Source organism: Prevotella mikamonis (genome assembly GCF_055381405.1).
On sequence record NZ_AP035785.1, the window covers coordinates 1667880 to 1690971 of the forward strand.

The following is a 23092-nucleotide window of genomic DNA, read 5'->3' on the forward strand; positions in this document are numbered from 1 at the left end:
GAGTAGAATTTCTCTCTACAACACAGTAATTCTAAAATGACCAGGGGAATTTTAAAACATTCCCAACTAGCCATGAAATCTCAACTGGGCATATATATGCATGAAACAGAAGGAGAGCAATATACTTTCATATAACGGACACACATTTAGACTTTTAACTCAATGATGGCGGTAGACACGCCGATACACACACAACCAAGAGCTCTCCTTTCTGTTCATGCCCCTATAAGAAAATACGGTAAAGAATAGGCTATACGCAAACTTTTGCGTATTTTTGTAGGATGAAGTTTCTTCATACCATATATATAACTATAACACTATTTTGTTTTACGGCGATGGAGTGCATGGGAAAAGACCAGTTCTCTATCAAGCAGCAACTATCTGTCATCGAAAAAGACAAGCATGTACACTTTGTCTACGACTCGTCGTTGCCGCTGCAACAGCCTTACACCGGACCGGAACTCAAAGGATTGGAACTGGCCGAGGCACTGGCAGCACTCTTTGACCATACGAATATAGCGTGGTCGGTGCGTGGACAATACATTATATTGACCCTGAAAGAGAGACACACCGTCAGCAACAAACCCAAACCTCCAGTGCAATACACACTCAGCGGATATATAACCGACGAACATGGCGAGGTGTTAATCAATGCTACCATCTACGACAAGCATACTGGTACAGGCACTATGAGCAACGAATACGGATTCTACAGTCTCACACTGCCCGCCGGACCACATGACATCCGCATCTCTTACATAGGTTTCTCCGACGAGATACGCAACATCGAGCTACACCGCAACCGCCAGTTGTCGGCCACGCTCAAAGAGAATACACGCCTCTCGGAAATTGTCGTAACGGGCGACCTGAACTCACCTTTACTCACCACACAGACGGGCAAGCGATCGTTCGGACGCCGAGATTTCCAGTCGGAATTTTCCCTGCTCAGTTCGCCCGACGTGGTCAAGACCCTGCAAAGAGTATCGGGGGTGGCCGAAGGTGTGGAGATAGCATCGGGACTCTACGTGCACGGAGGCAACAACGACGAAAACCTGTTCTTGCTGGATAGCAGCCCACTCTACCATACCAACCACACGCTGGGACTCTTTTCGGCGTTCAATACGGACATTGTGAACAATGTAGCCTTCTATAAAAGCGGATTTCCGGCACGCTACGGAGGACGTCTGTCGTCGGTTATCGACGTGCGTACCAACGAGGGAAATATGGAAAAGCTGCATGGAGCGGCCTCTATCGGGCTGATAGACGGGCGGTTACAGTTGGAAGGTCCTATCAAGAAAGGCAAGAGTTCATTTAATATCGGCATTCGGCGATCGTGGCTGGATCTGATTTCCCGACCCGTCTTCGCAATCATCAATCACAAGAAAGACGATAATAAAGTGACGGCCAACTATATATTCCACGACATCAATGCGAAGGTTACACATAAGTTCAACGACCGAAGCAAGATATCGTTGAGCCTCTATTCGGGCCGAGACATGCTGCGGCTGAACAACACGACGTTTTCGGGTATCATGACAGATTGGGACAGGGAAATCAGCAAATCGAAATTGACATGGGGTAATTTCAATGCTACCGTAGGTTGGAAATACCAGTTTTCGCCCAAGCTCTTTGCCAATTTCATGGGAGTCTACTCGTATAACCGCTCTAACTATACATACAGCAACGACGACCGTATCTTCTTTTCAGACCACTCGATAGCCGACATATCGCACACCGAGCATGGCTACAAGTCGACCATCTACGACCTGGGATACCGCACGGAGTTCGACTACAGGCCGAATCCGACTCACCACATACGTTTCGGAAATGACTTCACCTACCATATATTCCAGCCTCAGACCTATCGCCGACTGGATTACTATGGATATAATGAGCGCGACCTGGACAGTGTAAGAGTAAGCAGTCACAACCACCTGCATGCCTTGGAACGCAATGCGTACATCGAAGACGAGATGACCATCAACGACCATTTGAGTCTCAACGCCGGCATACATCTGGACCTTTTCAGCATTGCAAGCAAGACTTATTTCAACATAGACCCTCGACTGGCATTCAAATACCAACTGAACAACCATCTCTCCATGAAGCTTTCATGGACCTCGATGTCGCAGTTCGTACACAAGATATCCAATACCTACCTCGACATGCCGACCGATTACTGGGTTCCGACGACACGGTCGCTGAAGCCAATGCGGGCACATCAGTTTGCAGCAGGAGTCTATACGCAGCTGAACCGTAACTGGACGGCCTCGCTAGAAGCATGCTACAAATCGTCGAACAATCTGGTCAGATATGCCAGCTGGATGGGATTAGAACCGCCGGCTGCCAGCTGGGACAAGAATATCATGCAGGGAAAGGGGCGCTATTACGGATTCTCCGTAGATCTGGGGTATAAGAATAAAGACCTCAAGATAGATGCAGCGTACACGCTTTCATGGAACAAGCGCAAGTTCGACGAGTTCTACTCGCGCTGGTATTACGACAAGTTCGACAATCGGCATCGGTTCAATATCACGGGCCAGTACCATCTGGCACGCAACATCTATTGCTTCGCTGCGTGGACAGTGCACAGCGGAAATCGCGTGACCATCCCTACACAGTATGTCAATCTGCCCGAAGTGCCTGACAACATTGACGACGGAATCATTCAGTATTATCTGGATATGGGTGACAACACTGCCGATTTCGGCTATATCTACGACCATCCTCACAACCAGTCGCTGCCTCTCTACCATCGCTTGGACGTAGGACTCGACTTTCATCGGCTGACCAAGAAAAAGCACGAACGGATATGGAATATCAGCATTTACAACGTATACTGCCATCTGAATCCACTCTATGTGAAAATTAAAGTCACCAAAGAGGGACAATTCACGGCCGAACCCAAGGGCTTCATCCCTATCCTTCCATCCATAAGTTACACTTATAAGTTTTAAAACTATGATGCAAAAGAAGTTCGTACAACATGTGTTGGCTACTTGTATTACATGCCTCGCCCTGATGAGCATGGTGGGATGCCGGGACGAATTCCACATCGACTCCAGCAAGATAAGCAGTAAATTAGTGGCTTACGTATTCCCATCAACCGCCGACACCACGTATATACGACTGTGGAAGAGCATCCCCGTAGGCACTCAGACATCTGCTTCGACTCAACAAATAGACAATGCGAATATACAATATCGCGTCAACGGTGCACAGCGTACGGTCTACCCGAAAGGCGATGGCCTGTATTATGCCATAGGAAAGCAACAACCTGGCGACCATATCGACATAAAGGTATCGGCCAACGACTTGCCCGACGTTGCATCATACGGCAGCATTCCGCAAGCTGTCCCTATCCACGCCGACGACATAATATACCTCTCACGCATCGGGGAAGACGATCTTCAAGATACTTATTACCAAATACAGGCCCACTTCAGCGACCCTGAAGCTACCACAGACTATTATGCCGTGCGCATACTGGCAAGAGACATTGCCCCAGCCGAGAAACAGGGGGGCAATCAAGAGCTTCTTGATTCGGCCTACTTCTGGGCCAATATAGATACCAAGGACGAGCCACTGCTCGACCACATATCCGATCTAGACAACAGCCTGGGATTTAACAACACGTTCTATCGCAACTTCTACATCTTTGACGACCAAACCGTCAACGGGCAGACCCATACCCTGCGTCTCAACATACTGTCTTACCAGACAGGCATGACGGCAGAACCACCCACCACACGCAGCTTTAAAGTGTGCCTCTACAAGCTCTCGCCAGAATATTATAAATTCTTGAAATCGCTCAATGAACTGGCCAACAACAAGCTTGCCCGATACGGATTGTCACAGATGCGAACCTCGTTTACCAACATACAAGGAGGCTTCGGCGTACTAGGTTGCTACGCATTGAGCGAAAGCGAATGGATGTCGGTGGAACTAGATGAGTAAAAAAAGTTTTTTTATTTTGTTCTCGAATGGGGGGAAATAGACTTTCATACGTCATACACATGAAAGAGTAATTTTATCATGGACAAAAAACTAGAAACAGACTTCGTGTTGCACCATTATCAGGAAGGAAAACTTGACACACAAGAAGCCCTCCGGAAATTTCGTGCATACGCTGGCATCAAACCCAAACATACAGCTCTGCGTATCATCAGCATAGCAGCCTCATTCCTTATCCTGCTGTCTGTTGGCACTTACATGCTATTCCGCCAACCTACGACCACATTGACAGCAGGGGCAGAAACCAAGACTTTCCTATTGGCAGACAGCACTCGCGTGACGCTATCTCCGCACTCTACCATCTCTTACAGAGGCGACGATTGCCGACAAATAGCCATGACTGGCAAGATATACTTCGAAGTGAAGCACGACGAGCAGCATCCCTTCGACGTAGAAAGCAGCAAAGGACATGTACGCGTATTGGGTACAAAATTTGAAATTGACGAAACTTCAGCACTGACAGAAGTATATGTCAACAGCGGAAAAGTGCTTTTCACAGGTAAGGATGAGACTGATGGAATCATGCTGACAAGAGGAATGCGTGCCGTCATATCCAAGGAAGGCGACCGCCCGACACGCATTACCGACGAAGACGAGAACCATGTCAGCTGGGCAACTCATCGCTTCCACTTCGACAATACACCTATCAATGAAGTGGTGGAAGACTTGAATGCCCACTATGGAACTCATCTTACAGCTCCCAACACCAACAAGCGTCTCACAGGAAACTTTGATGCAGGGAAGCTGGATGAGATTATTGAGATTATCAATAAGACACTCGATATAAACCTTTAATCATAAAACACACTTGCTGAGTCCTCGGAATAGGAATGTAGAGTTAGCGACATAAACGGTTCAAACCCTCTAACATCCTGCTCCGGGGACAAGCTATATTGATACGGATATAGCCTTCGCCGGCAATATCGCCATAATGTGTACCTGCATTGACGTACACCTTACGCTCTTTCAACCATTGATTTTCCAATTCTGCTACAGTTTTTCCCGTGGCCGAAACATCTACCCACACCACGTAAGTGCCTTCTTGTCGCATCACAATCCATTCCGGTTTGTGTTCGCCCAAGAATGCTTTCATGGCTTGATAGTTTTCCCACAGATAGGCATTCAATTCTTCGAGCCAGGGTTCTCCCTCCCTGTAGGCAGCCTCAAGAGCCACTACTCCGAACGGATTGACATCGCAAACCTCGTTGATATTAATAGCCCTGTCGATGCGACGGCGCACTTCTGAATTCTCACAAATGATATTTGCAATCTGCAAACCTGCAATATTGAAAGCCTTGGAAGGGGCATTCAGCGTTACTACATTCTTCAGACAAGCCTCAGATACTGTTGCAAATGGGATGTATTGATACCCTGGCATCACGAATTCGCAGTGTATTTCATCGGATACCACGCGTACCCCATAACGCAGGCAGATGTCGTTCATGCGTTCAAGCTCTTCTTTGGTCCACACACGTCCACCTGGATTATGGGGATTACAGAGCAGGAATACCGTCGTCTTCTCGTCAGCACACTTCGCTTCGAAGTCCTCAAAATCTATCTTATACGTATCTCCCTGGCGTACCAATCGGTTCTCCAAAACCGTACATCCATTATTCTTGATGCACGAGAAGAAACAATTATATACCGGCGTTTGAACCAACACGTTCTCTCCAGGCATCGTCAAAGCCTTGAGTACACACGAGATGCCAGGCACGACTCCCGATGTATAGAGCATCCAGTCGCGCTCAATGGCAAATCCATGCCGACGGGCGAACCATCCTTGCACAGCCTCGTAATAGCTTTCGGGCACCAGTGTATAGCCGAAAACGCCATGCTCTACGCGCTTTATCAACGCCTCTTTGATACAGGGAGCTACTTCAAAATCCATGTCGGCCACCCACATTGGGATGACATCAATATCTTCCACCAAATCCCACTTGATACAATTGGATTTGCGACGGTCTATCAGTTTATCAAAGTCAAACATAGTATTATAAATCTATCGTTTTACTATTTCGCAATTATTGGGAGCCTTCACGAACTCATCATAAGTCACACTGCCTATCTCGTCGGCTACAATGCGCCCTGTACGCGGATTCTTGATATTGGTTATCGCACCACGGATATCGGCTTGAATGTCTGAATCTTCAAAGGCACGGTCGCATGCTGCATCGAACGTGCAATTCTCTACTACAAGGTTATTCACATAACAAAGAGGTTGTTCTCCGCTAATATGGCAGTTCACCAGGCGTACGTGGTTGCTGTGCCAACCCAGATATTCGCCATCAAGCTCGCTATCATAGATAGTCACATTCTCGCATTCCCAGAACGCATCCTTCGTCGTTATCTTGGCATGATGCACTTCTACGTTCTCACAATACTGGAAAACATATTTTGCATCGCTCTCCAAACCGTCTACATAGATATTCTTGCTGAACATAAAAGGATAAGTACCTTCGTGCAATGTTACATTCTTCAGCTTCAGACCATCCACCTTCCAGAAAGTTTCATCGGCATCGTTTATCTTCACGTTTTCCAATGTTAGATTCTTCATCTCACGGAAAAACTTCGGTCCATCAATCACACAGTCTTTCATAACCATGTCCGTACTGTACCAAATAGCCGACCGACTTTCCGGTGCAAAATAGCAATTTGTTATCACACTACCATCTACATGCCACCAAGGATATTTACCATAGAATGAAGAATGATCGCATTCCAGATTTCGACAACACTTAATACCAGACTCACCATCGGTTATCTCTATATTCTCAAGACGCACATCATGTGCTCCAAACAGAGGGCGCTCGCCCCCAAACTTTTTACCTTTTATCAATTCCATCTTACTTTCTTAATTTCTACAAAGTTAATAAGAATATCGTAAACGGCAATTAAACAATTTACAGATTTAACTATCAATATTACATGAAGCCATGCTAAAACCTGTATCATACAAGCATAAACGTTTGGACCATGCACATCAAAAGGGGGATAGATACACTAGGAAACTTTATTTTTTTCTACACAGACTTACAACATCGCGGATTTTTTATGTAAATTTGCACGCGATGAAAAGATACATCGACATATCCATGTGCTTTCTGCTCTCATTGCTCATCATACAACTGGGAACAGGAATAACAATGGTGCAATGCCTGCATCATGGGGAAATTATGTCGGTAGCGGAAGTAGAAAAAAAGGCTGATGACATGAATCATGGATGCCACAAGCCACTTAGCAAATGTATGACTGTGAAGGTGAGCAAATTGTCGCCTACATCTGTGGCCCAGAGCATTACACACGACTTTACTCCAGTGCTTCCTCTATTGTTCATCAACGATTGTAGGCTTATAGTTCCAGTTGTTTTTTCCCGACTGTTATTACAGCAGATTGCCCAGATAAAGCCTCATGGGCCACCTCTGGACTATCTCCATTTCATAAAGGTACTGATTATTTGATATTTGTGTTGTCTGTCATTTTGATTTATCAGATAACACAAGTAACAATTAATTGGTATATACATGAACATAAAACTATATATTTTTATGGGCATCGCTATGATGCTCTCCTTACACGTGTCGGCTCAGGAAGCCGAGAGTGATACCGTAAGTGATGAACCTTTCGGCGAACAAGCACTGCAAGAGGTGGCTATCGTGAGACGAAAAGAAGGTATATCGAGAATGAAAGGAGCACAGATGGGCTCTATTATCGACCGTAATGAACTATTCAAAGCTGCATGCTGTAATTTAGGAGAAAGTTTCACGACAAATCCATCCGTAGATGTGAACTACTCTGATGCAGCTACCGGTGCAAGACAAATTAAGCTTTTGGGACTGTCGGGCATATATGTTCAGATGCTCACAGAGAACATTCCCAATTTCCGTGGTGTCGCTATACCCTACTCTTTGGGCTATGTGCCAGGAGCCTGGTTGAAAAGTATAGCGGTAAGTAAGGGCACTGCTTCTGTGAAAAATGGATACGAGTCGATAACAGGGCAGATAAACATAGAGTATCTGAAGCCTGAAGATGATGATGGGGTGAGTCTCAACCTATACGGCAACACGATGGCAAAAATAGAAGTCAATGCCGACGCCAACGTCCATCTGGGCAAAAACGTATCTACCGAGATACTGACCCACTTTGAAAATAACTGGGGACACCATGACAAGAACAATGACGGATGGCAGGATTCACCAAACAACCGACAATACAACTTGCAGAACAGGTGGATGGCAAAGGCAGGCAGATATATTTTTCATGGTGGACTGAGTCTGCTAAAGGAAGACCGCACCTTTGGTCCTGCCATGAAGATGGTCGCCACAAACGAGTATAACGATGTATGGCGAGGCAACATAGAGGCCAACCGCTACGAAGGCTACATGAAGCATGCACTTATCCTTGACTCGGAACATGGCACAAACCTAGCACTCATACTAAATACGAGCATGCAACAACAGAATGCACTGTATGGCTACAAACGGTACTATGTGAACGAGAAAAATCTCTACTCGGCATTGATACTGGAACACAACTTCAACCAAAACCATAATATCTCGGTAGGACTAAACTTCAATCACGACTATTTTGGGCAGCGATACAATCTCGACAATGTGCGTAATGCGAGTCTGCCCCGATGGAACGAGAAGGAAAACGTGGCAGGAGCTTATGCCCAATATACCTATAACCTCGGCGCAAAACTCACCACAATGGCTGGACTACGCATAGACCACAGCAATCTATATGGCACTTTCGCTACACCACGATTCCATCTGAAGTGGCAGATAAACGACCTTGTGGGCTTGAGAGCCTCCGTAGGCAAAGGGTATCGTGCCGTCCATCCCCTAGCCGAACACAACTATCTGCTGGCAAGCAGCCGAATTTTCAGCTTCGACAAATCACAGATGGAAGAAGCATGGAACTACGGTATAAGCTCGGCATGGAACTTCCCGATAAGAAACAAGTATCTCAAAGTGAACATGGAATATTTCTATACCAGATTCAGCAACCAAACGGTGGTAGACATGGACAGCAATCCTCACGGTATACACATTGGCAGTTTCGGCAGCATGAGCTATTCGCATGTATTCCAGATTGATGCTTCGTATCCTATTCTAAGAACTCTGACTCTTACAGCAGCCTACAGATACAACAATGTAAAGGAGACATACGGAGAAACACGTAGAGAGAAACCACTACAAAGTCGCTACAAAGGGCTGTTCACAGCATCATTCAAGACACCACTGGGCTTGTGGCAGTTTGACGCCACACTACAGCTCAACGGCGGAGGGCGCATGCCAACGCCTTATACTATGACCGATGGCTCACTGTCATGGCAACGTAACTTCAGTGCATACGAGATGCTCAATCTGCAAGTGACGCGCTGGTTCCGCCATTTCTCCATCTATGCCGGTGGCGAAAACCTTACCAACCGCAAGCAGAAGAATGCTGTCATAGATGGAAGAAACCCTTGGAGTAAAAACTTCGACACGACTACAGTCTATGGTCCTGTAGAGGGGGCAATGGGGTATGTAGGACTGCGAATCAACATCGGCAAACTATAAGGCAAACAGACACTAGACACTTAACAGAAAATAATAACACATTCACAATACAATAACAATTATGAAGAAATCAATCATTATGATGCTCATGCTGATTATATCAGTTATGGCAATGGCAAAAGACATCAAGACCGTTGTTTTCACAACTATGCCACAGATGCACTGTGAGAATTGTGAAAACAAGATAAAGAGCAATCTGCGTTTCGAAAAAGGTGTGAAAGACATCAAGACTAACGTCGACGCACAAACAGTCATCGTGACATACGATGCCGAAAAGACCAACGCCGAAAAGATACGGAAAGGGTTTGAGAAGTTCGGATATACTGCTCGCCAGCTTAAAGAAGGCGAAAAGGTGATGAAGCACAAAGGAGAAGTATGCCCTAACATGTAATGCTCTCCCCACTATAAAACAAATCAGGTTGCCCTCTATGTCGAGGGCAACCTGATTTTTATACACCAACGAATACCATCATCAGACACACAAGAGGAAGAAAAATATTTTGTTTTTTATCTACGCACGCTCACACATCAAGTTTTTTGTCTAAATTTGCATACGATAAAACAAACACGCAATAGGATTTCTGTTTTTCTTATAAGATATGAGAAAAGACATTAAGATTATTTGGAAAGAAGTGCAAACCAAACTACATGCAAGAGAGAGCATGCAGATTGACTTTGAGAAACTATCAAGATACTTCTCCAGACATCAAGTACATCTGAAGTCGGCATCACTCCGTAAACTGTGGAAATACGTCAAAGGGATAGAGAAGCCGTCTCCAGAAATGCTCAATCGGCTCGCACTGCTGGCGGGATTCGACGATTGGGACACCCTACGCACGACATTTAAGGACGGAGAAGAAAGTGAACGCCAAAAGTAATCAGGCCCATCAGTGCTGCAAGACTCATCGGCTTTATTTCCCTAACAACAAAAAGAGGTTCAGCACCAGATTGGGCTGAACCTCTTTTTTTACGCTCCTTATCGGATTGAATGAATTATTGCGCTGTAACAACAGGAGTTCTCTTCTCCTTGATACGAGCCTTCTTACCGGTAAGTCCACGCAGATAGTACAATTTAGCACGACGTACTTTACCACGTTTGTTCACTTCGATGCTGTCAATAGCAGGAGACTCGATAGGGAAGATACGCTCTACACCTACGGTACCTGACATCTTACGAACAGTGAAACGCTTCTTGTCTCCGTGGCCAGAAATCTTGATTACTACACCACGATAGAGCTGAATACGCTCCTTTGTACCCTCGATAATTCTGTAAGCTACAGTGATTGTATCACCAGCCTTGAATGCGGGGAACTGCTTACCGGTTGCAAATGCTTCCTCAGCAACTTTTATTAAATCCATTTTGTTGTATTAAAAAATGTTTGTTGCTCCAACGCAACGTGCGCGACAACTCTTCTGCCACCAGCGGTTACGCCGAAAATCGGTGCAAAGTTACAGCTTTTTTTATGATATGCCAAATGTTGTTACATAATTCTTGACTTCTTTGGCACGACCAACCGTAGTTTTTCGACCACGGCTAACCAACCAAGATTAATCCCAGTTGGGGTTCTGCTTCAACACACCCTTAGCCAAATCAATCTCTTTCAGAGGTATAGCCCATAAATAATCACGGCTCGGATTGAATTTACGAGTCTCTACCGTGAATGGCTTTCCGCTGTTGTCGACTCCCATCACAGGCTTTGTAACCTCGCGCTCGGTTGTCTTATAACTGCGTGTATCGAAGAGGTGCATACCCTCGAAAGCCAATTCCAAACGACGTTCGAGTCGGATAGCATCGCGCATCTGGTCCTTGCTGAGTCCTGCCGGAAGAGCCGGAAGGTTGACACTCGGACGCAGACGCACCGCATTCACTGCATCATACACCTGCTGGTCGGGCGCGCCGAGACGCTCATTACGAGCTTCGGCAAACGTCAGCAGCACTTCGGCGTAACGAATATAGATGAAGTTGGTCCAGTCGTAGTTGTTGATACCATCATTCTCCGGGTTCATATATTTGCGCATACAATATCCTGTGCGGGTATGGTTACCATCGCCCAAGTTATCAATGTCGTACGGCTTTCCTGCGATTTCAGCCCCCTTCCAGAGGATAGAGAATGCCAAGCGCGGATCGCGGTTCTCAAACGGCTTTGCAGGATTATACAGAGAAGACTCCTTGATAGACTTTCCATCCGTACAAGGATAGGCATCTACCATATCCTGTGTGGGCGAAAGGGCTTCCCAACCACCCATGATAATGGGGGCAAAGAACAAACCTATCTTACTACCTTCCTTCGAATTCTTAGGCTCTTCGATATACTCGCGGTCGAAGATGATTTCATCACAGGTCTCAGCCACCGGCAAGAAGAGTTCACCATAGTTATCGTAAAGCTTGAACTGCTTTGAAGCCATCACCTTGGCAGCAGCTTCTTCTGCCATATCATACTTGTGAGCATAGAATGCCAGACGCGATTTCAACGCATAGCAAGCACCTGCACTGGGCTTACCGTGGTCTACGTCGGCACGCTTCATGGGCAGATTAGGAGCAGCCTTATCGAGAAGTCCTACGATATAATTATAGGTCTCTTCAGCAGTCTTCCGTGCAGGCATAGCCTCATTGAGAGCCAAAGGATGATCTAGGACAGGCACGCCACCCATATACTTCAACAAGGTAGAATAGAAGAAAGCCTCCAGGAACTGTACTTCGCCAGTCAGCTGAGCCTTCTCCTTTTCATTCATCTTCACCTCGCCAATCTTCTCATAGAACACCAGACAGCGACGGATGCCTTGATAAGCATCGTTCCAAAGCTGAAGGAAGTGGGGGTTGCTCGACGTTGCCGTACCCGAAGAGAGTGCTCCCTGCTCTGCTCCCACATGCACCGGAACGGCATTATCGGTATAGCAGTCGGTCATGATGGTATGGTTCTCCGGCTGTACCAGGTAAAGATAGATACCATTGACATAGAATTGGGCATCGTTGCCGTCTTTCCAAAACGACACGTCGGACTGGCGGTCTTTAGGATTACGCTCTAAAAAACTGTCGTTGCACGATGCAAACAGCAGCAAGCCTGCGGCCAACAGTGGAATATATTGTTTGATTTTCATACTGTTCAAAAATTAGAAGTTGATATTGAGACCGAATGAATAATTGCGTGTCAGCGGATAGTAGTTACCCGATACCATTTCCGGATCTACGCTGTCGAAGCCCGATATGGTAAAGAGATTGTCGATACTACAGTAAACACGCAGACGGCTGATACCGAATTTAGAGATAAGCGACTTCGGACAGCTGTATCCCAACTGCAAGTTGCGCATCTTGAGATAGGCTGCATTCTGTACCCAGAAGCTGGAAGTAACGCGGTTCTTCGAGTCTTTCATCGACAAGCGTGGCATCGAGCCATTGGGATTGTCTTTGCTCCAACGGTCCAGATACTTATCGGTCACCTTTCCACCATTATAGAAAGCATAGCGGATTTCACTCACCGGAAGTCCCTTCACAGCTGCCGAACCCTGGAATACGGCGTTCAAGTCGAAGTTACGATACTGTACAGCGAAGTTGAGACCAAAACCAATCTTGGGGAAGAACGAACCAAGTACGCGACGGTCGCGACTGTCTACGCTCTTGTCATCGTTCAGGTCGCGATACTTCAAATCGCCGGGAACAGGTGTACCCATAGCCTGTGTGGGATGCTTCGCAATCTCTTCGGCACTACGGAAGATACCCTCGCTTTCATAGCCATAGTAAGACCACAGCGGATCACCCACCGACTGTCCCGGAGTGTCACCACCCTTGAGGTCGGTTATTTCGTTGTGTACGTAGCTGAAATTGGCATTCAGCGAGTAGTTCCAGTCGCCGATGCGGTTGTTATGCCCCAACTGCAACTCGAAACCCGTATTGAGTACCGTTCCGGCATTCTGCATCGGAGCGCCCACACCAGTGATATATGGAATGGGAAGTTGCAAGAGGATGTCGCGTGTCTCCTTGCGGAAGAAGTCGGCAGCGAATGTCAATTTATTCTTAAACAGCGTAGCATCGAAACCTACGTTCCACTGTTCGGTCTTTTCCCAAGTGATGTTGTTGTTAGCCATCGGGCTTGCAATAGAGATACCTGTATAGAGTTTGTTGTTGAAACTGTAGTCGTAACCATATACATAGGTATTCTGGAAAGGATAGTTGTTCACGTTTCCATTCACGTCGATGGTCTCCTGATTACCCAGAAGTCCCCACGACAGGCGCAACTTCAGGTTGTCCACCCAGTCGGCCTTGAAGAACTTCTCTTCAGAGATACGCCATCCTACCGAGAATGAGGGGAACACACCGAAACGCTTGTTCTTTGGGAAGCGCGATGTTCCGTCGTCTCTCAGATTGGCTTCAAACAGATATCGGTTGTCATAAGCATAAGTCAATCTGCCGAATACCGAGCGCAGTGCATATTCTACCTCAGTTCCGTTGGTAGTTTGTCCGGTCACTTCTCCGGCATCCAACTGGTTGAGCAAGTTAGAGATATTCTTACGCGAAGCGCCCAACCAGCGTGTCTGCTGATAGAGCTGTGAGTAACCCAAGAGTGCACCGAAGTCGTGCTTACCGAACGACTTATGATAATCCAGGTAAGCTTGCAGGTTGATTTCGTATGCCTTGGTGTCGCTTTCTGCCTGTCGGCTCTGTGTCACTTTAACAGGCGTATCGCTACCCGCTCTGTAGAAGCTCATCGAATTAGTGTGTACGGGATTGTCGTACAGGCTCACGGTAGAAGCAGCCAATCCTCTCAGCTTCAGTCCGTCGATGATGTCTACCTGCAATCCCAGACTTCCCTGGAAGTTGGTATTGAAAGCCTCGTCAGTACCGCCGATTCTTGAATAAGCCACAGAGTTGTGTTCGTTCTTGAACAGAGTGTAGTTGCCGTTGCTCAGTTGGATAGGCGTCGTAGGCGTCTCTCTGAACGCATAGTGCATCAGATTGTCCACGCCATCAGCCGGTTGGGTAGAATGACTGCGATACATGGCAAGGTCGGTGGTCAACTTCACACGCTTGTTGATTTGTGCGTCGATATTTGTTCTCACGTTGAATTTCTTGAAGTCGGTCTTCTCTATGAGTCCCTGCTTGTCATAATAGTTGAGTGCCAGCGAGTAGGTCAGCTTGTCGCCACCACCCTTGATGCTCACGTGGTGATTGTGGAAGAGTCCGCTTCTCGACAGCAAGGCATCCAGCCAGTTAGAGTTGGGGTGCGTATCGGGCGAGCTTCCATCTCTGAACTTCTTCAGGTCGTCTTCCGAGAAAGGCATAGGCGTGCCGTCGTTGGCATACGCCTCGTTCATGAGTGTGGCATAGTTGTAAGAGTCCAGATACTTCGGCATGCGCGTAGCTTCCTGCCATCCCACGTAACCGTCGTAACTTACCTCCGTACGCCCTTTGCTACCGCGCTTCGTCGTGATAAGCACCACGCCGTTGGCAGCACGCACACCGTAGATAGCCGAAGCCGCAGCATCTTTCAATACCGAAATGCTCTCTATGTCATTAGGGTTGACACTGCTCATGCTGCTCTCTACTCCGTCGACAATCACCATAGCACTGGCATCGCCCATCGTACCCAATCCGCGCACACGCATGATTCCCTGATCTGAACCGGGCATGCTGCTGTTCTGGATAACCGTCACGCCAGGCATCAGACCGGTCAGCATATTGGTGACGTCACTGCCCACACGGTTGGCCAACTTATCCGAACTGATAGAAGCCACAGAACCCGTCAGGTTTACTTTCTTCTGAGTTCCATAGCCCACTACTACGACTTCTTCGAGGGCTTTATTGTCCTCTTCCATCACAATATTATATTGGTTGGTGTCTCCCTTTACGCGAACCACAGTAGGTTTGAAGCCCACACACGAAACCTGGAGTTCACTTCCGGTTGCCACGTTAATGGTAAATCGGCCATCTACATCCGTCACAGCCCCGGTCTTCCGTCCCGAAGTGGTGACGACAGCCCCGATAATCGGCTCACCCTTGTGGTCTTTCACCACACCAACCACTCGCTGTGAGTTCTGTTGTTGTACACTGGCTGCCGGCGAAACGTCCGTGACAGCGTAGACATGAGCAGGTGTTGCCGAGACTCCGATAGCAAGTGCGATGCCTCCAAACAGGCCGATCTTGGATCTTTTTGTCTTTTTCATGTTAATACAGTTTTATTAAATATATAAGTATAGGATTATTCCTACCTGTTAATTACGTCCACAGAATCTACTATATGTATCTGCCTACAAAGCAACAACGAGTATATCAGTCACGGTCTACACGCCATCAAACTTTATAGCAAGACAAGACCGAGGTATTAAATAGGTTTCTCATCATTGATTATTCGGTCTTTCTGCCCAGCAGCACAAATAGTTATATCTGTTGCAAATATAACATTTTTTTATGAATGTGATTCAAAATAATGCGGAAAAATCAAACAAAAACCCCGCATTTTAGTCTATCCACCATTTTTAAAGCACATTACTTGCCCTTTCAACTCGTCTGCTTGTACCTAGCCTGCTTGCCAACTCGCATCCCGTCTACTCGTCAACTAAAAAACTGCAAAACCTTTGCAGCATTGCTGTTCGGGCTTTGCAGAAGTACTGTCTGGGCCTTGCAGCATCGCTGCCAAGCCCTTGCAGTAAATCGAGGGAGACAGACCGCCGCCTCAGACTTATACCTTGCAGGTTGCAGATGCCCTGCTTCTGCTGTGGTGTGTCGATGGTCAAGGCGTCGATGGCAGCAGATTCGCCGGGATGTATCTCTACTTCGCCGTAGTAAGTCGCGCCATCGTGCCAATGAACTCATTGTGAGTCGAAACGAGTAATATTCTCCCTGCCTCCTATTCTTGGGAGAATCCCCCTATTCCTTATATATTTTTATCTTCTCTATGGCGGAAGTTCTCAGACAGCCAGCACGCCTGTCTCTCCTTCTCTACGACTTAAAACTCACGAAAAAACAGAAGATTGATTTACTTCCATAAATCTATCTTCTCCAAAAGAAAATCGTAGAGACTAACTACCAAGATACCATTCTCATTATAACCAGAACTGTAACGATTGCCAGCAATGATAATTTTACGGAATCCATCTGATATTTGCAAAAGAGAAGCCTGTTCCTGTTCCACTTTCTCTTTCGAGGGTAATGCGTAAGCAGACTGGATATACAGACGCTCATCGTGCCGGTTTACTATAAAGTCTATTTCAAGATTTCTTCTTTGGAGTTTACCTTCACCATCACGCCTGAAACTTTCAACCAGTCCTACATCAACCGAAAATCCGTTGCGTCGCAAATCATTATATACAACATTTTCCATTGCATGAGTTGGTTCTAATTGGCGAAAACCCACAACAGCATTTCTAATTCCTATATCTTCGAAATAATATTTGGTCTCTGTTCCGATATATTTCCTGCCCTTAACATCATAACGCAATGCTTCACTTATGATGAACGCATCTTGCAAACACTCGATATACTTGGAAATCGTAGCAGGAGTAATATCTATACCTACAGCTGTCTTAAAGGTGTTTGTAATTCTTCTTACATTCGTACTTGACCCCATTATGGAAGCAAGGATACGAACCAATTCCCGCAAGCCAGCTGCATTCTTCAGATGATTTCTATCCAACACATCTCTAAGATATACTGTTTCAAAAATCTCACGGAGATAGTTTTCCTTGTTTTCAGGTTTTTCCAGCCCAGCCACTGCCGGTAGACCGCCATATTTATTGTAGAGCTCCATAGCTTCGGCCTTTTCACCACCAACAACCTCATAGTATTCTGCAAAACTAAGTGGATGGATTTGAATCTCCCACCCACGCCCACGGAATTCCGTAACAATATCCTTGGAGAGAAATTTTGCATTCGAGCCAGTAACATACACTTCCGCATTAGGTACACCAAGGTATGAGTTCAGAACATCCTCAAATTCATTGACCAACTGTACCTCGTCCAACATGATATAATATTTGTCTGCATCTATCATCAAACTGTCAATATGCTCAAGAAGTGCATCGGGATCACGCAACTTTTTATTTCTGCGATCTTCCAGATTAACCTGAATAATATGGTCTTCATGAACTCCTCTTTCAATGAGTCTCTTTCGGAAAAGCTTGAAAAGAAGGAAAGACTTACCACAACGCCGAATGCCGGTAATGACCTTAATCATACCGTTTCCATCAGCATCCTGTAACAGATTTAAATAATGTTTTCGTTCAAACACCATGGTTTTGCATATATTTATGTGTCATGACACAGATTTATACGGCAAAGATAGTTTTATTTTGCCATATATCCAAAAGAACTTATCATATTATAATGACAAATAACTCACCAATATTTACTACCTTTGCATCATATAATAGTTACACTCTATGAAGCATAAATATACAGGACTGGGCGTGGCACTGGCCGGCATGATGATGGCATCTTGCCACTCCCACTATCAACTGACAGACATTCAGCGCACGCGTATCGTCGTAGACAAGCGATACGACCAACCGCAAGACACGGAGGCTGCCGCATTCTTACATCCCTACAGACAGCAAGTAGACAGCATCATGGGGCCTGTAGTCGGCCGACTGGCCAAGAACATGTCTGCCCGCAGGCCTGAAAGCACATTGTCCAATCTTCTGGCCGACATCATGGTTTGGGGTGGTAAGGCGTTCAACGAGCGCCCCGTCATCGGTCTCTACAACATGGGGGGTATCCGAGCAGGATTGCCTAAGGGCAACGTCACCGTGGGCGACGTCGTGGGCGTAGCACCGTTTGAAAACAAGATATGCTTCATTACCTTGTCGGGCGAAGCTCTCATGGAACTTTTCTCCAACATCGCCCACGTCGGCGGCGAGGGCATCAGCAAGGGCGTGGCTATGAAAATCAAGGATCATAAGCTCGTCAGCGTCACCCTCAACGGAAAGCCTATCGACCTCAAGGCGCAATACCGCATTGCCACCATCGACTATCTGGTGCAGGGCAACGGCAACATGACGGCCTTCAAGCGCGGTACAGACCTGCTCTCTCCGCAGGGTAAGGAGAACGACACACGCTTCATCATCATGAATTATTTCAAGGAGATGCAGGCAGCAGGCAAAGTAATAGATAGTAATATAGAAGGACGCATCGTCGTCTTGAAGTAGGCAGACCGTCCTTGCAGTCTTTTTTAATCCCACACAACAATGAAAAGATACATCATCAGCATCGCACTCTGCCTGTCGACACTGGCTGTCGGTGCACAGAAACAACTCACCATACTCCACACCAACGATACACATAGCTGTATCGAACCACTCGGCGAAAACCTGGCCGACACCATGCAAGCCGGCCGAGGTGGATTCCTACGCCGGCTCACCATGATTGAGCAAGAACGTAAGAAAGACCCCAAATTGCTGCTCATAGACAGTGGCGACTTCTCGCAAGGCTCGTCTTACTACACGCTTTTCAAGGGCGATGTGGAGATAGGACTCATGAATCGCATGCACTATGATGCCTCGACTGTCGGCAACCATGAGTTCGATTTCGGGCTGGAGAATATGGCACGCCTCTTCAAGAAGGCCAACTTCCCCATCATCTGCTCCAACTACGACTTCACAGGAACACCGGTCGAAGGACTCACCAAGCCTTACGTGACACTGCGCAGACAGGGAGTCAAGATAGGACTCTTTGCCATCGACCCCGAAATGGCGGGACTGGTGTCTGCCAAGAACTTTGCCGGCGTGAAATATCTCGACCCCATAGAGGTGACCAACCGCATGACGAAACTGCTCCGCGAACAGGAGAAATGCGACGTAGTGATACTCATATCCCACTTGGGATGGAGTGAGGAAGGCATGTGCGACCAGACACTGATAGCCCAGACACGCGGTATCGACCTGGTGTTGGGTGGGCATTCGCACACTTATTTCCGCACACTGCGTTATGTCAACGACCTCGACGGCAAGCGCGTGCCAGTAGACCAGAATGGTAAGAATGCCATCTTCGTCGGGAAAATAACGCTGGATTTAAAGAAGAAATAGGGTGTTGGAGTTTGGGATTTTTAAGTTTATAAGTTATTAAGTTTATGAGTTGTAGGAGCTAATGCAATTCGCCCTGCGAGTTGACAAGTAGACAGCAAACAAGTTATGAACTCATAAACTTAATAACTTATAAACTTAAAACTTCCCTCCCTACGGTCTGAAGTTCATCACATTGGCTGGCGGACGCCCGTTCTCGTACTCCTTTTTCATGAAATCCATATAAGGAGCAACATGGCTGAAGAACATCTTATACCCCTCACACAGGTAGTTCAATCCCGGTTCGCCGGCCGCAATCTTCACAAATCGGTTCTTCGGACACTCCCCATTGCAGGCAAACTTCCACTCACACTCCATGCAGCGACGCGGCAACTGTTGCTTGATGTCGCCGAAACGCTGCTGACGCTCACCATAAAGCATCTCTACCAGTGAGTGCTCACGAATATTCCCCAGCTTGAATTCCGGAAATACGAAATGGTCGCAGGAGTACACATCGCCATTGAACTCCATACAGGCTGCATGCCCGCAACGCTGTGCCATCGTGCACACACCGGGAATCTCGCCCACCCAGTTGGCCAATGTCGCATCAAAAATCTGAATGAAATACTTGCCCACGTCCTGCTTTACCCACTCGTCGAACAGCGTACAGAGAAAGCGTCCCCACTGCCTGGGAGACACAGAGAAGTCGGCTAACGGGGCATTTGTATCGAGCATATGGGCCAGATGGCGCTTGGCCGCCTCCGGCTCATTCGCATTTTCGGGTGCGGGATATTTCACGATGCGCTCCACGATGGGTGCAAACTGGATGTAATGCGCCCCTATCTCCTTGAAAAAGCGATAGAATTCGAGCGGATAATCAGCATTGAATTCGTTGACGACAGCCATTGCATTCCACTGCACATCCCACTTGTTGAGCAGCTTAATGCCTTTCATCACCTGCGCCCACGATGGCTTCCGCGAGCGCGACTTGCGGAATTCGTCGTGGAACTCCTGCGGCCCGTCTATCGAAACCCCGACAAGAAAGTTGTTGTCGTGCAGGAATTTGCACCACTCATCGGTCAACAGCGTGCCGTTGGTCTGCAACACATTGTCTATCTGTCGGCCCCCGGCATACTTCTTCTGCAACTCCAATGCCCGTTTGTAAAACGACAACGGCCTCATCAGCGGTTCTCCGCCATGCCACTGGAACAGCACTTCGTTCATGGTCTGAGCACCGATAAACTCCTGTGTAAACTTCTCCAACATCTCGTCGGTCATCAGTTGTTTGGAGTAATCGGGATATAGTTTCGACTTTTCAAGGTAATAACAATACTCACACGCCAGGTTACAATGCGACCCGACAGGTTTGAGCATCACGTATAAAGGTTTTGAAAAAGGTGATATTGTTGTCATAGGTAAGTGCAAAAATAAACATAAGTTTCCTCTTTACACACTTTTTAAAGGTTTTTAGCGTACTGTTTTTCCCTACGCGTCTCTACTCCCCATGAATCACGTATGGTTTTATCCGCACCAACGAAAAAAGGCAGATTTTTGCAGTTTCATCGTTTTTCCCTACTTTTGCAGGTCAAAATTCAAACAGTTATGAATCCATATCTCACAATACTTCTGCTTCTGGTGTCCAACATTTTCATGACTATTGCATGGTACGGTCACCTGAAATTGCAGGAAATGAAGCTCATCTCGAACTCCACACCACTTTTTTTCGTCATTCTGCTGAGCTGGATGCTGGCACTCATAGAGTATATGTGCCAAGTTCCTGCCAACCGATACGGCTTCCAGGGTAATGGAGGACACTTCACGCTGTTGCAGTTAAAAGTAGTGCAGGAAGTGCTGTCCATTACCGTGTTCACCGTCTTTACCGTCTTATTCTTCAAGGGCGAGACCTTCCATTGGAATCATTATGCAGCATTCGGCTGCCTCATCCTGGCGGTCTACCTGGTGTTCAAGTAGGTCAAGCGCCTACTTTCTCCACAGCTTTCCCATCTCTTCAAGGGTCTTGCCCTTGGTCTCCGGCACCAGCTTCCAGACGAAGAGAGCTGCTACCACGCAGATAGTACCATAGAGACCATAGGTAAACCAGTGGCCGAAATTGTCGCCAGGCACAAGGTGCATGTTGAACATGGGTACGAAAGTGCTGCTCACTATCCAGTTGAATATCCACTGGAAAGCCACAGCTATAGCCACCGCTTTACCGCGGATGGTATTGGGGAATATCTCGGCGATGAGTACCCAGCAGATGGGCCCCCACGACATCATGAACGAAGCACTGTAGACCATGATGCTCAGCATCGTGACTATCTGCAACGAGACATTGCCGAATGTCAGCGCCACACCAAACGCTCCGATACCCATACCGATACTGCCGGTGATGAGCAGTGGCTTGCGCCCCCACTTCTCTACCGTGAACACCGCCACCAGCGTGAAAAGAATGTTCACCACACCCATGATGACAGTCTGCACCATCGGGTTATTCATTCCCATATCGCCAAAGATTCTAGGCGCATAGTACAGCACCGCATTGATGCCCACGGCCTGCTGGAACACGCTCAGCATGATTCCGATGAAGATGCACAGGAATCCGTAAGAGAACAGACGCTCGGTCTTCTCGCTGATGGTATTCTTGATATCGGCTAGAATCAGGGCTGCCTGCTCGCTGCCATTGATACGGCTCAACACACCCAATGCACGTTCGTCGCGTCCCACCATCACCAAGTAGCGTGGAGTTTCCGGTACAAAGCAGATGAGCAGTGCAAAGAGTCCGGCCGGCACAGCCTCGCTACCAAACATGTAGCGCCATCCGGTCGCAATGGTCCAAGAGGCTGCCTCGCCGTTCATCACTTGATTGACACCGTTCACCAGTTCGATAACAGGATTGGCATGGCTGCCCAATATCATGAAATTGACAAAGTAAACCACAAGCTGACCGAAGATAATGGCAAACTGATTCCAACTCACAAGCATACCCCGGATGCCCGATGGAGCTACCTCACCAATATACATAGGACAGATGGCCGAAGCCAGTCCGACCCCCACACCGCCTATCACACGATAGATATTAAACGAGATAAGCAAACCGAGCGACGGCTGTCCGTAGTCGAAGAACAGGAATTCGGGATACATGCTGCCCAGAGCCGATACAAAGAACATGAGACCGGCAAAGATGAGCGAGCGTTTACGCCCCCAATTAGAGGCCAGCAAGCCCGACAGCGCGCTACCGATAATACAGCCTATCAGCGCACTTGCACACGTGAAACCGTGCCACGCGTCACCATAGACAAAGTCGGTGGCACTCATGAAGAAAGCCTGTAGGCCTTTCTCCGCACCGGAGATGACAGCCGTGTCGTAGCCAAAAAGCAGACCGCCAAGCACGGCGACCATCACAATAGAAACTAGGTAGGCTCTGGAGCCTTGCAAATTTTGTGTCATATCTATTAGGTTTAAATTGCTTAGTTACGATACATAATACGATTGAGCAGCACGAATCCCCTTGCCCGTTGCGCCGTTTT

General features: G+C 47.2%; 18 protein-coding genes. 10 read left to right on the forward strand and 8 right to left on the reverse strand.

From position 1 onward, the window contains the following. The first annotated feature begins 344 nt into the window (after positions 1 to 344). The 3 genes from ACZ42L_RS07105 (at position 345) to ACZ42L_RS07115 (ending at position 4809) form a co-directional block, all read left to right on the forward strand. The gene (locus ACZ42L_RS07105; protein ID WP_464715669.1) at positions 345 to 2957 is read left to right on the forward strand and encodes a TonB-dependent receptor; all 2613 of its coding nucleotides are present in this window, start codon (positions 345 to 347) and stop codon (positions 2955 to 2957) included. A 4-nt stretch (positions 2958 to 2961) separates the two neighbouring features. Continuing rightward, positions 2962 to 3957 carry a DUF4249 domain-containing protein gene (locus ACZ42L_RS07110; protein WP_464715670.1) on the forward strand — a complete coding sequence of 332 codons (996 nt, stop codon included), beginning with the start codon at positions 2962 to 2964 and terminating at the stop codon, positions 3955 to 3957. A gap of 78 nt (positions 3958 to 4035) precedes the next feature. Further along, on the forward strand, positions 4036 to 4809 hold the full coding sequence (locus tag ACZ42L_RS07115) for a FecR family protein (protein ID WP_464697725.1): 774 nt from the start codon (positions 4036 to 4038) through the stop codon (positions 4807 to 4809). 43 nt (positions 4810 to 4852) lie between these two features. On the opposite strand, the gene ACZ42L_RS07120 is transcribed toward ACZ42L_RS07115, so the two are convergent. Next, positions 4853 to 6001, reverse strand: coding sequence for a MalY/PatB family protein (locus ACZ42L_RS07120; protein ID WP_464715671.1), 1149 nt, complete (start codon positions 5999 to 6001; stop codon positions 4853 to 4855). Between the two features lie 12 nt (positions 6002 to 6013). Beyond that, positions 6014 to 6856: a DUF3737 family protein gene (locus ACZ42L_RS07125; protein WP_464715672.1), complete on the reverse strand. Its 843-nt coding sequence runs from the start codon at positions 6854 to 6856 to the stop codon at positions 6014 to 6016. A gap of 226 nt (positions 6857 to 7082) precedes the next feature. Here ACZ42L_RS07125 and ACZ42L_RS07130 point away from each other — a divergent pair, with 226 nt between their 5' ends. The 4 genes from ACZ42L_RS07130 to ACZ42L_RS07145 all read left to right on the forward strand — a co-directional run bounded on the left by ACZ42L_RS07130 (position 7083) and on the right by ACZ42L_RS07145 (position 10453). Then, entirely contained in the window at positions 7083 to 7472 is a 390-nt protein-coding gene (locus ACZ42L_RS07130; RefSeq protein WP_464697729.1) for a hypothetical protein, read from the forward strand. A gap of 63 nt (positions 7473 to 7535) precedes the next feature. Continuing rightward, the gene (locus ACZ42L_RS07135; RefSeq protein ID WP_464697731.1) at positions 7536 to 9575 is read left to right on the forward strand and encodes a TonB-dependent receptor plug domain-containing protein; all 2040 of its coding nucleotides are present in this window, start codon (positions 7536 to 7538) and stop codon (positions 9573 to 9575) included. A 61-nt stretch (positions 9576 to 9636) separates the two neighbouring features. Then, a complete protein-coding gene (locus ACZ42L_RS07140) occupies positions 9637 to 9966 on the forward strand; it encodes a heavy-metal-associated domain-containing protein (protein ID WP_464715673.1) in 330 nt (109 codons plus the stop codon). A gap of 208 nt (positions 9967 to 10174) precedes the next feature. After that, positions 10175 to 10453: a hypothetical protein gene (locus tag ACZ42L_RS07145; protein WP_464715674.1), complete on the forward strand. Its 279-nt coding sequence runs from the start codon at positions 10175 to 10177 to the stop codon at positions 10451 to 10453. 115 nt (positions 10454 to 10568) lie between these two features. On the opposite strand, the gene rplS is transcribed toward ACZ42L_RS07145, so the two are convergent. From rplS to ACZ42L_RS07165, 4 genes are all read right to left on the reverse strand, one after another. Beyond that, a complete protein-coding gene (gene rplS, locus ACZ42L_RS07150; protein WP_464697737.1) occupies positions 10569 to 10934 on the reverse strand; it encodes a 50S ribosomal protein L19 in 366 nt (121 codons plus the stop codon). 189 nt (positions 10935 to 11123) lie between these two features. Beyond that, complete coding sequence (locus ACZ42L_RS07155; protein ID WP_464715675.1) at positions 11124 to 12674, reverse strand: RagB/SusD family nutrient uptake outer membrane protein; 1551 nt, start codon at positions 12672 to 12674, stop codon at positions 11124 to 11126. 12 nt (positions 12675 to 12686) lie between these two features. Then, positions 12687 to 15734, reverse strand: coding sequence for a SusC/RagA family TonB-linked outer membrane protein (locus tag ACZ42L_RS07160; RefSeq protein WP_464697741.1), 3048 nt, complete (start codon positions 15732 to 15734; stop codon positions 12687 to 12689). A gap of 812 nt (positions 15735 to 16546) precedes the next feature. Beyond that, the gene (locus ACZ42L_RS07165; protein WP_464715676.1) at positions 16547 to 17800 is read right to left on the reverse strand and encodes an ATP-binding protein; all 1254 of its coding nucleotides are present in this window, start codon (positions 17798 to 17800) and stop codon (positions 16547 to 16549) included. Positions 17801 to 17948: 148 nt separating this feature from the next. Between ACZ42L_RS07165 and ACZ42L_RS07170 the strand changes: the two genes are divergently transcribed. Both ACZ42L_RS07170 and ACZ42L_RS07175 read left to right on the forward strand, forming a co-directional pair. Continuing rightward, on the forward strand, positions 17949 to 18713 hold the full coding sequence (locus tag ACZ42L_RS07170; RefSeq protein WP_464715677.1) for a 5'-nucleotidase C-terminal domain-containing protein: 765 nt from the start codon (positions 17949 to 17951) through the stop codon (positions 18711 to 18713). Between the two features lie 39 nt (positions 18714 to 18752). Beyond that, positions 18753 to 19589: a bifunctional metallophosphatase/5'-nucleotidase gene (locus ACZ42L_RS07175; protein ID WP_464715678.1), complete on the forward strand. Its 837-nt coding sequence runs from the start codon at positions 18753 to 18755 to the stop codon at positions 19587 to 19589. Between the two features lie 150 nt (positions 19590 to 19739). On the opposite strand, the gene ACZ42L_RS07180 is transcribed toward ACZ42L_RS07175, so the two are convergent. Further along, positions 19740 to 20978, reverse strand: a complete 1239-nt coding sequence (locus ACZ42L_RS07180) for an anaerobic sulfatase-maturation protein (RefSeq protein WP_464702141.1) — start codon at positions 20976 to 20978, stop codon at positions 19740 to 19742. 189 nt (positions 20979 to 21167) lie between these two features. On the opposite strand from ACZ42L_RS07180, the gene ACZ42L_RS07185 reads away from it, so the two are divergent. Then, on the forward strand, positions 21168 to 21536 hold the full coding sequence (locus tag ACZ42L_RS07185; RefSeq protein ID WP_464715679.1) for a DMT family protein: 369 nt from the start codon (positions 21168 to 21170) through the stop codon (positions 21534 to 21536). A 9-nt stretch (positions 21537 to 21545) separates the two neighbouring features. Here ACZ42L_RS07185 and xylE read toward each other — a convergent pair whose 3' ends face one another. Next, a complete protein-coding gene (gene xylE / locus ACZ42L_RS07190) occupies positions 21546 to 23012 on the reverse strand; it encodes a D-xylose transporter XylE (protein WP_464697751.1) in 1467 nt (488 codons plus the stop codon). Positions 23013 to 23092: the final 80 nt, after the last annotated feature.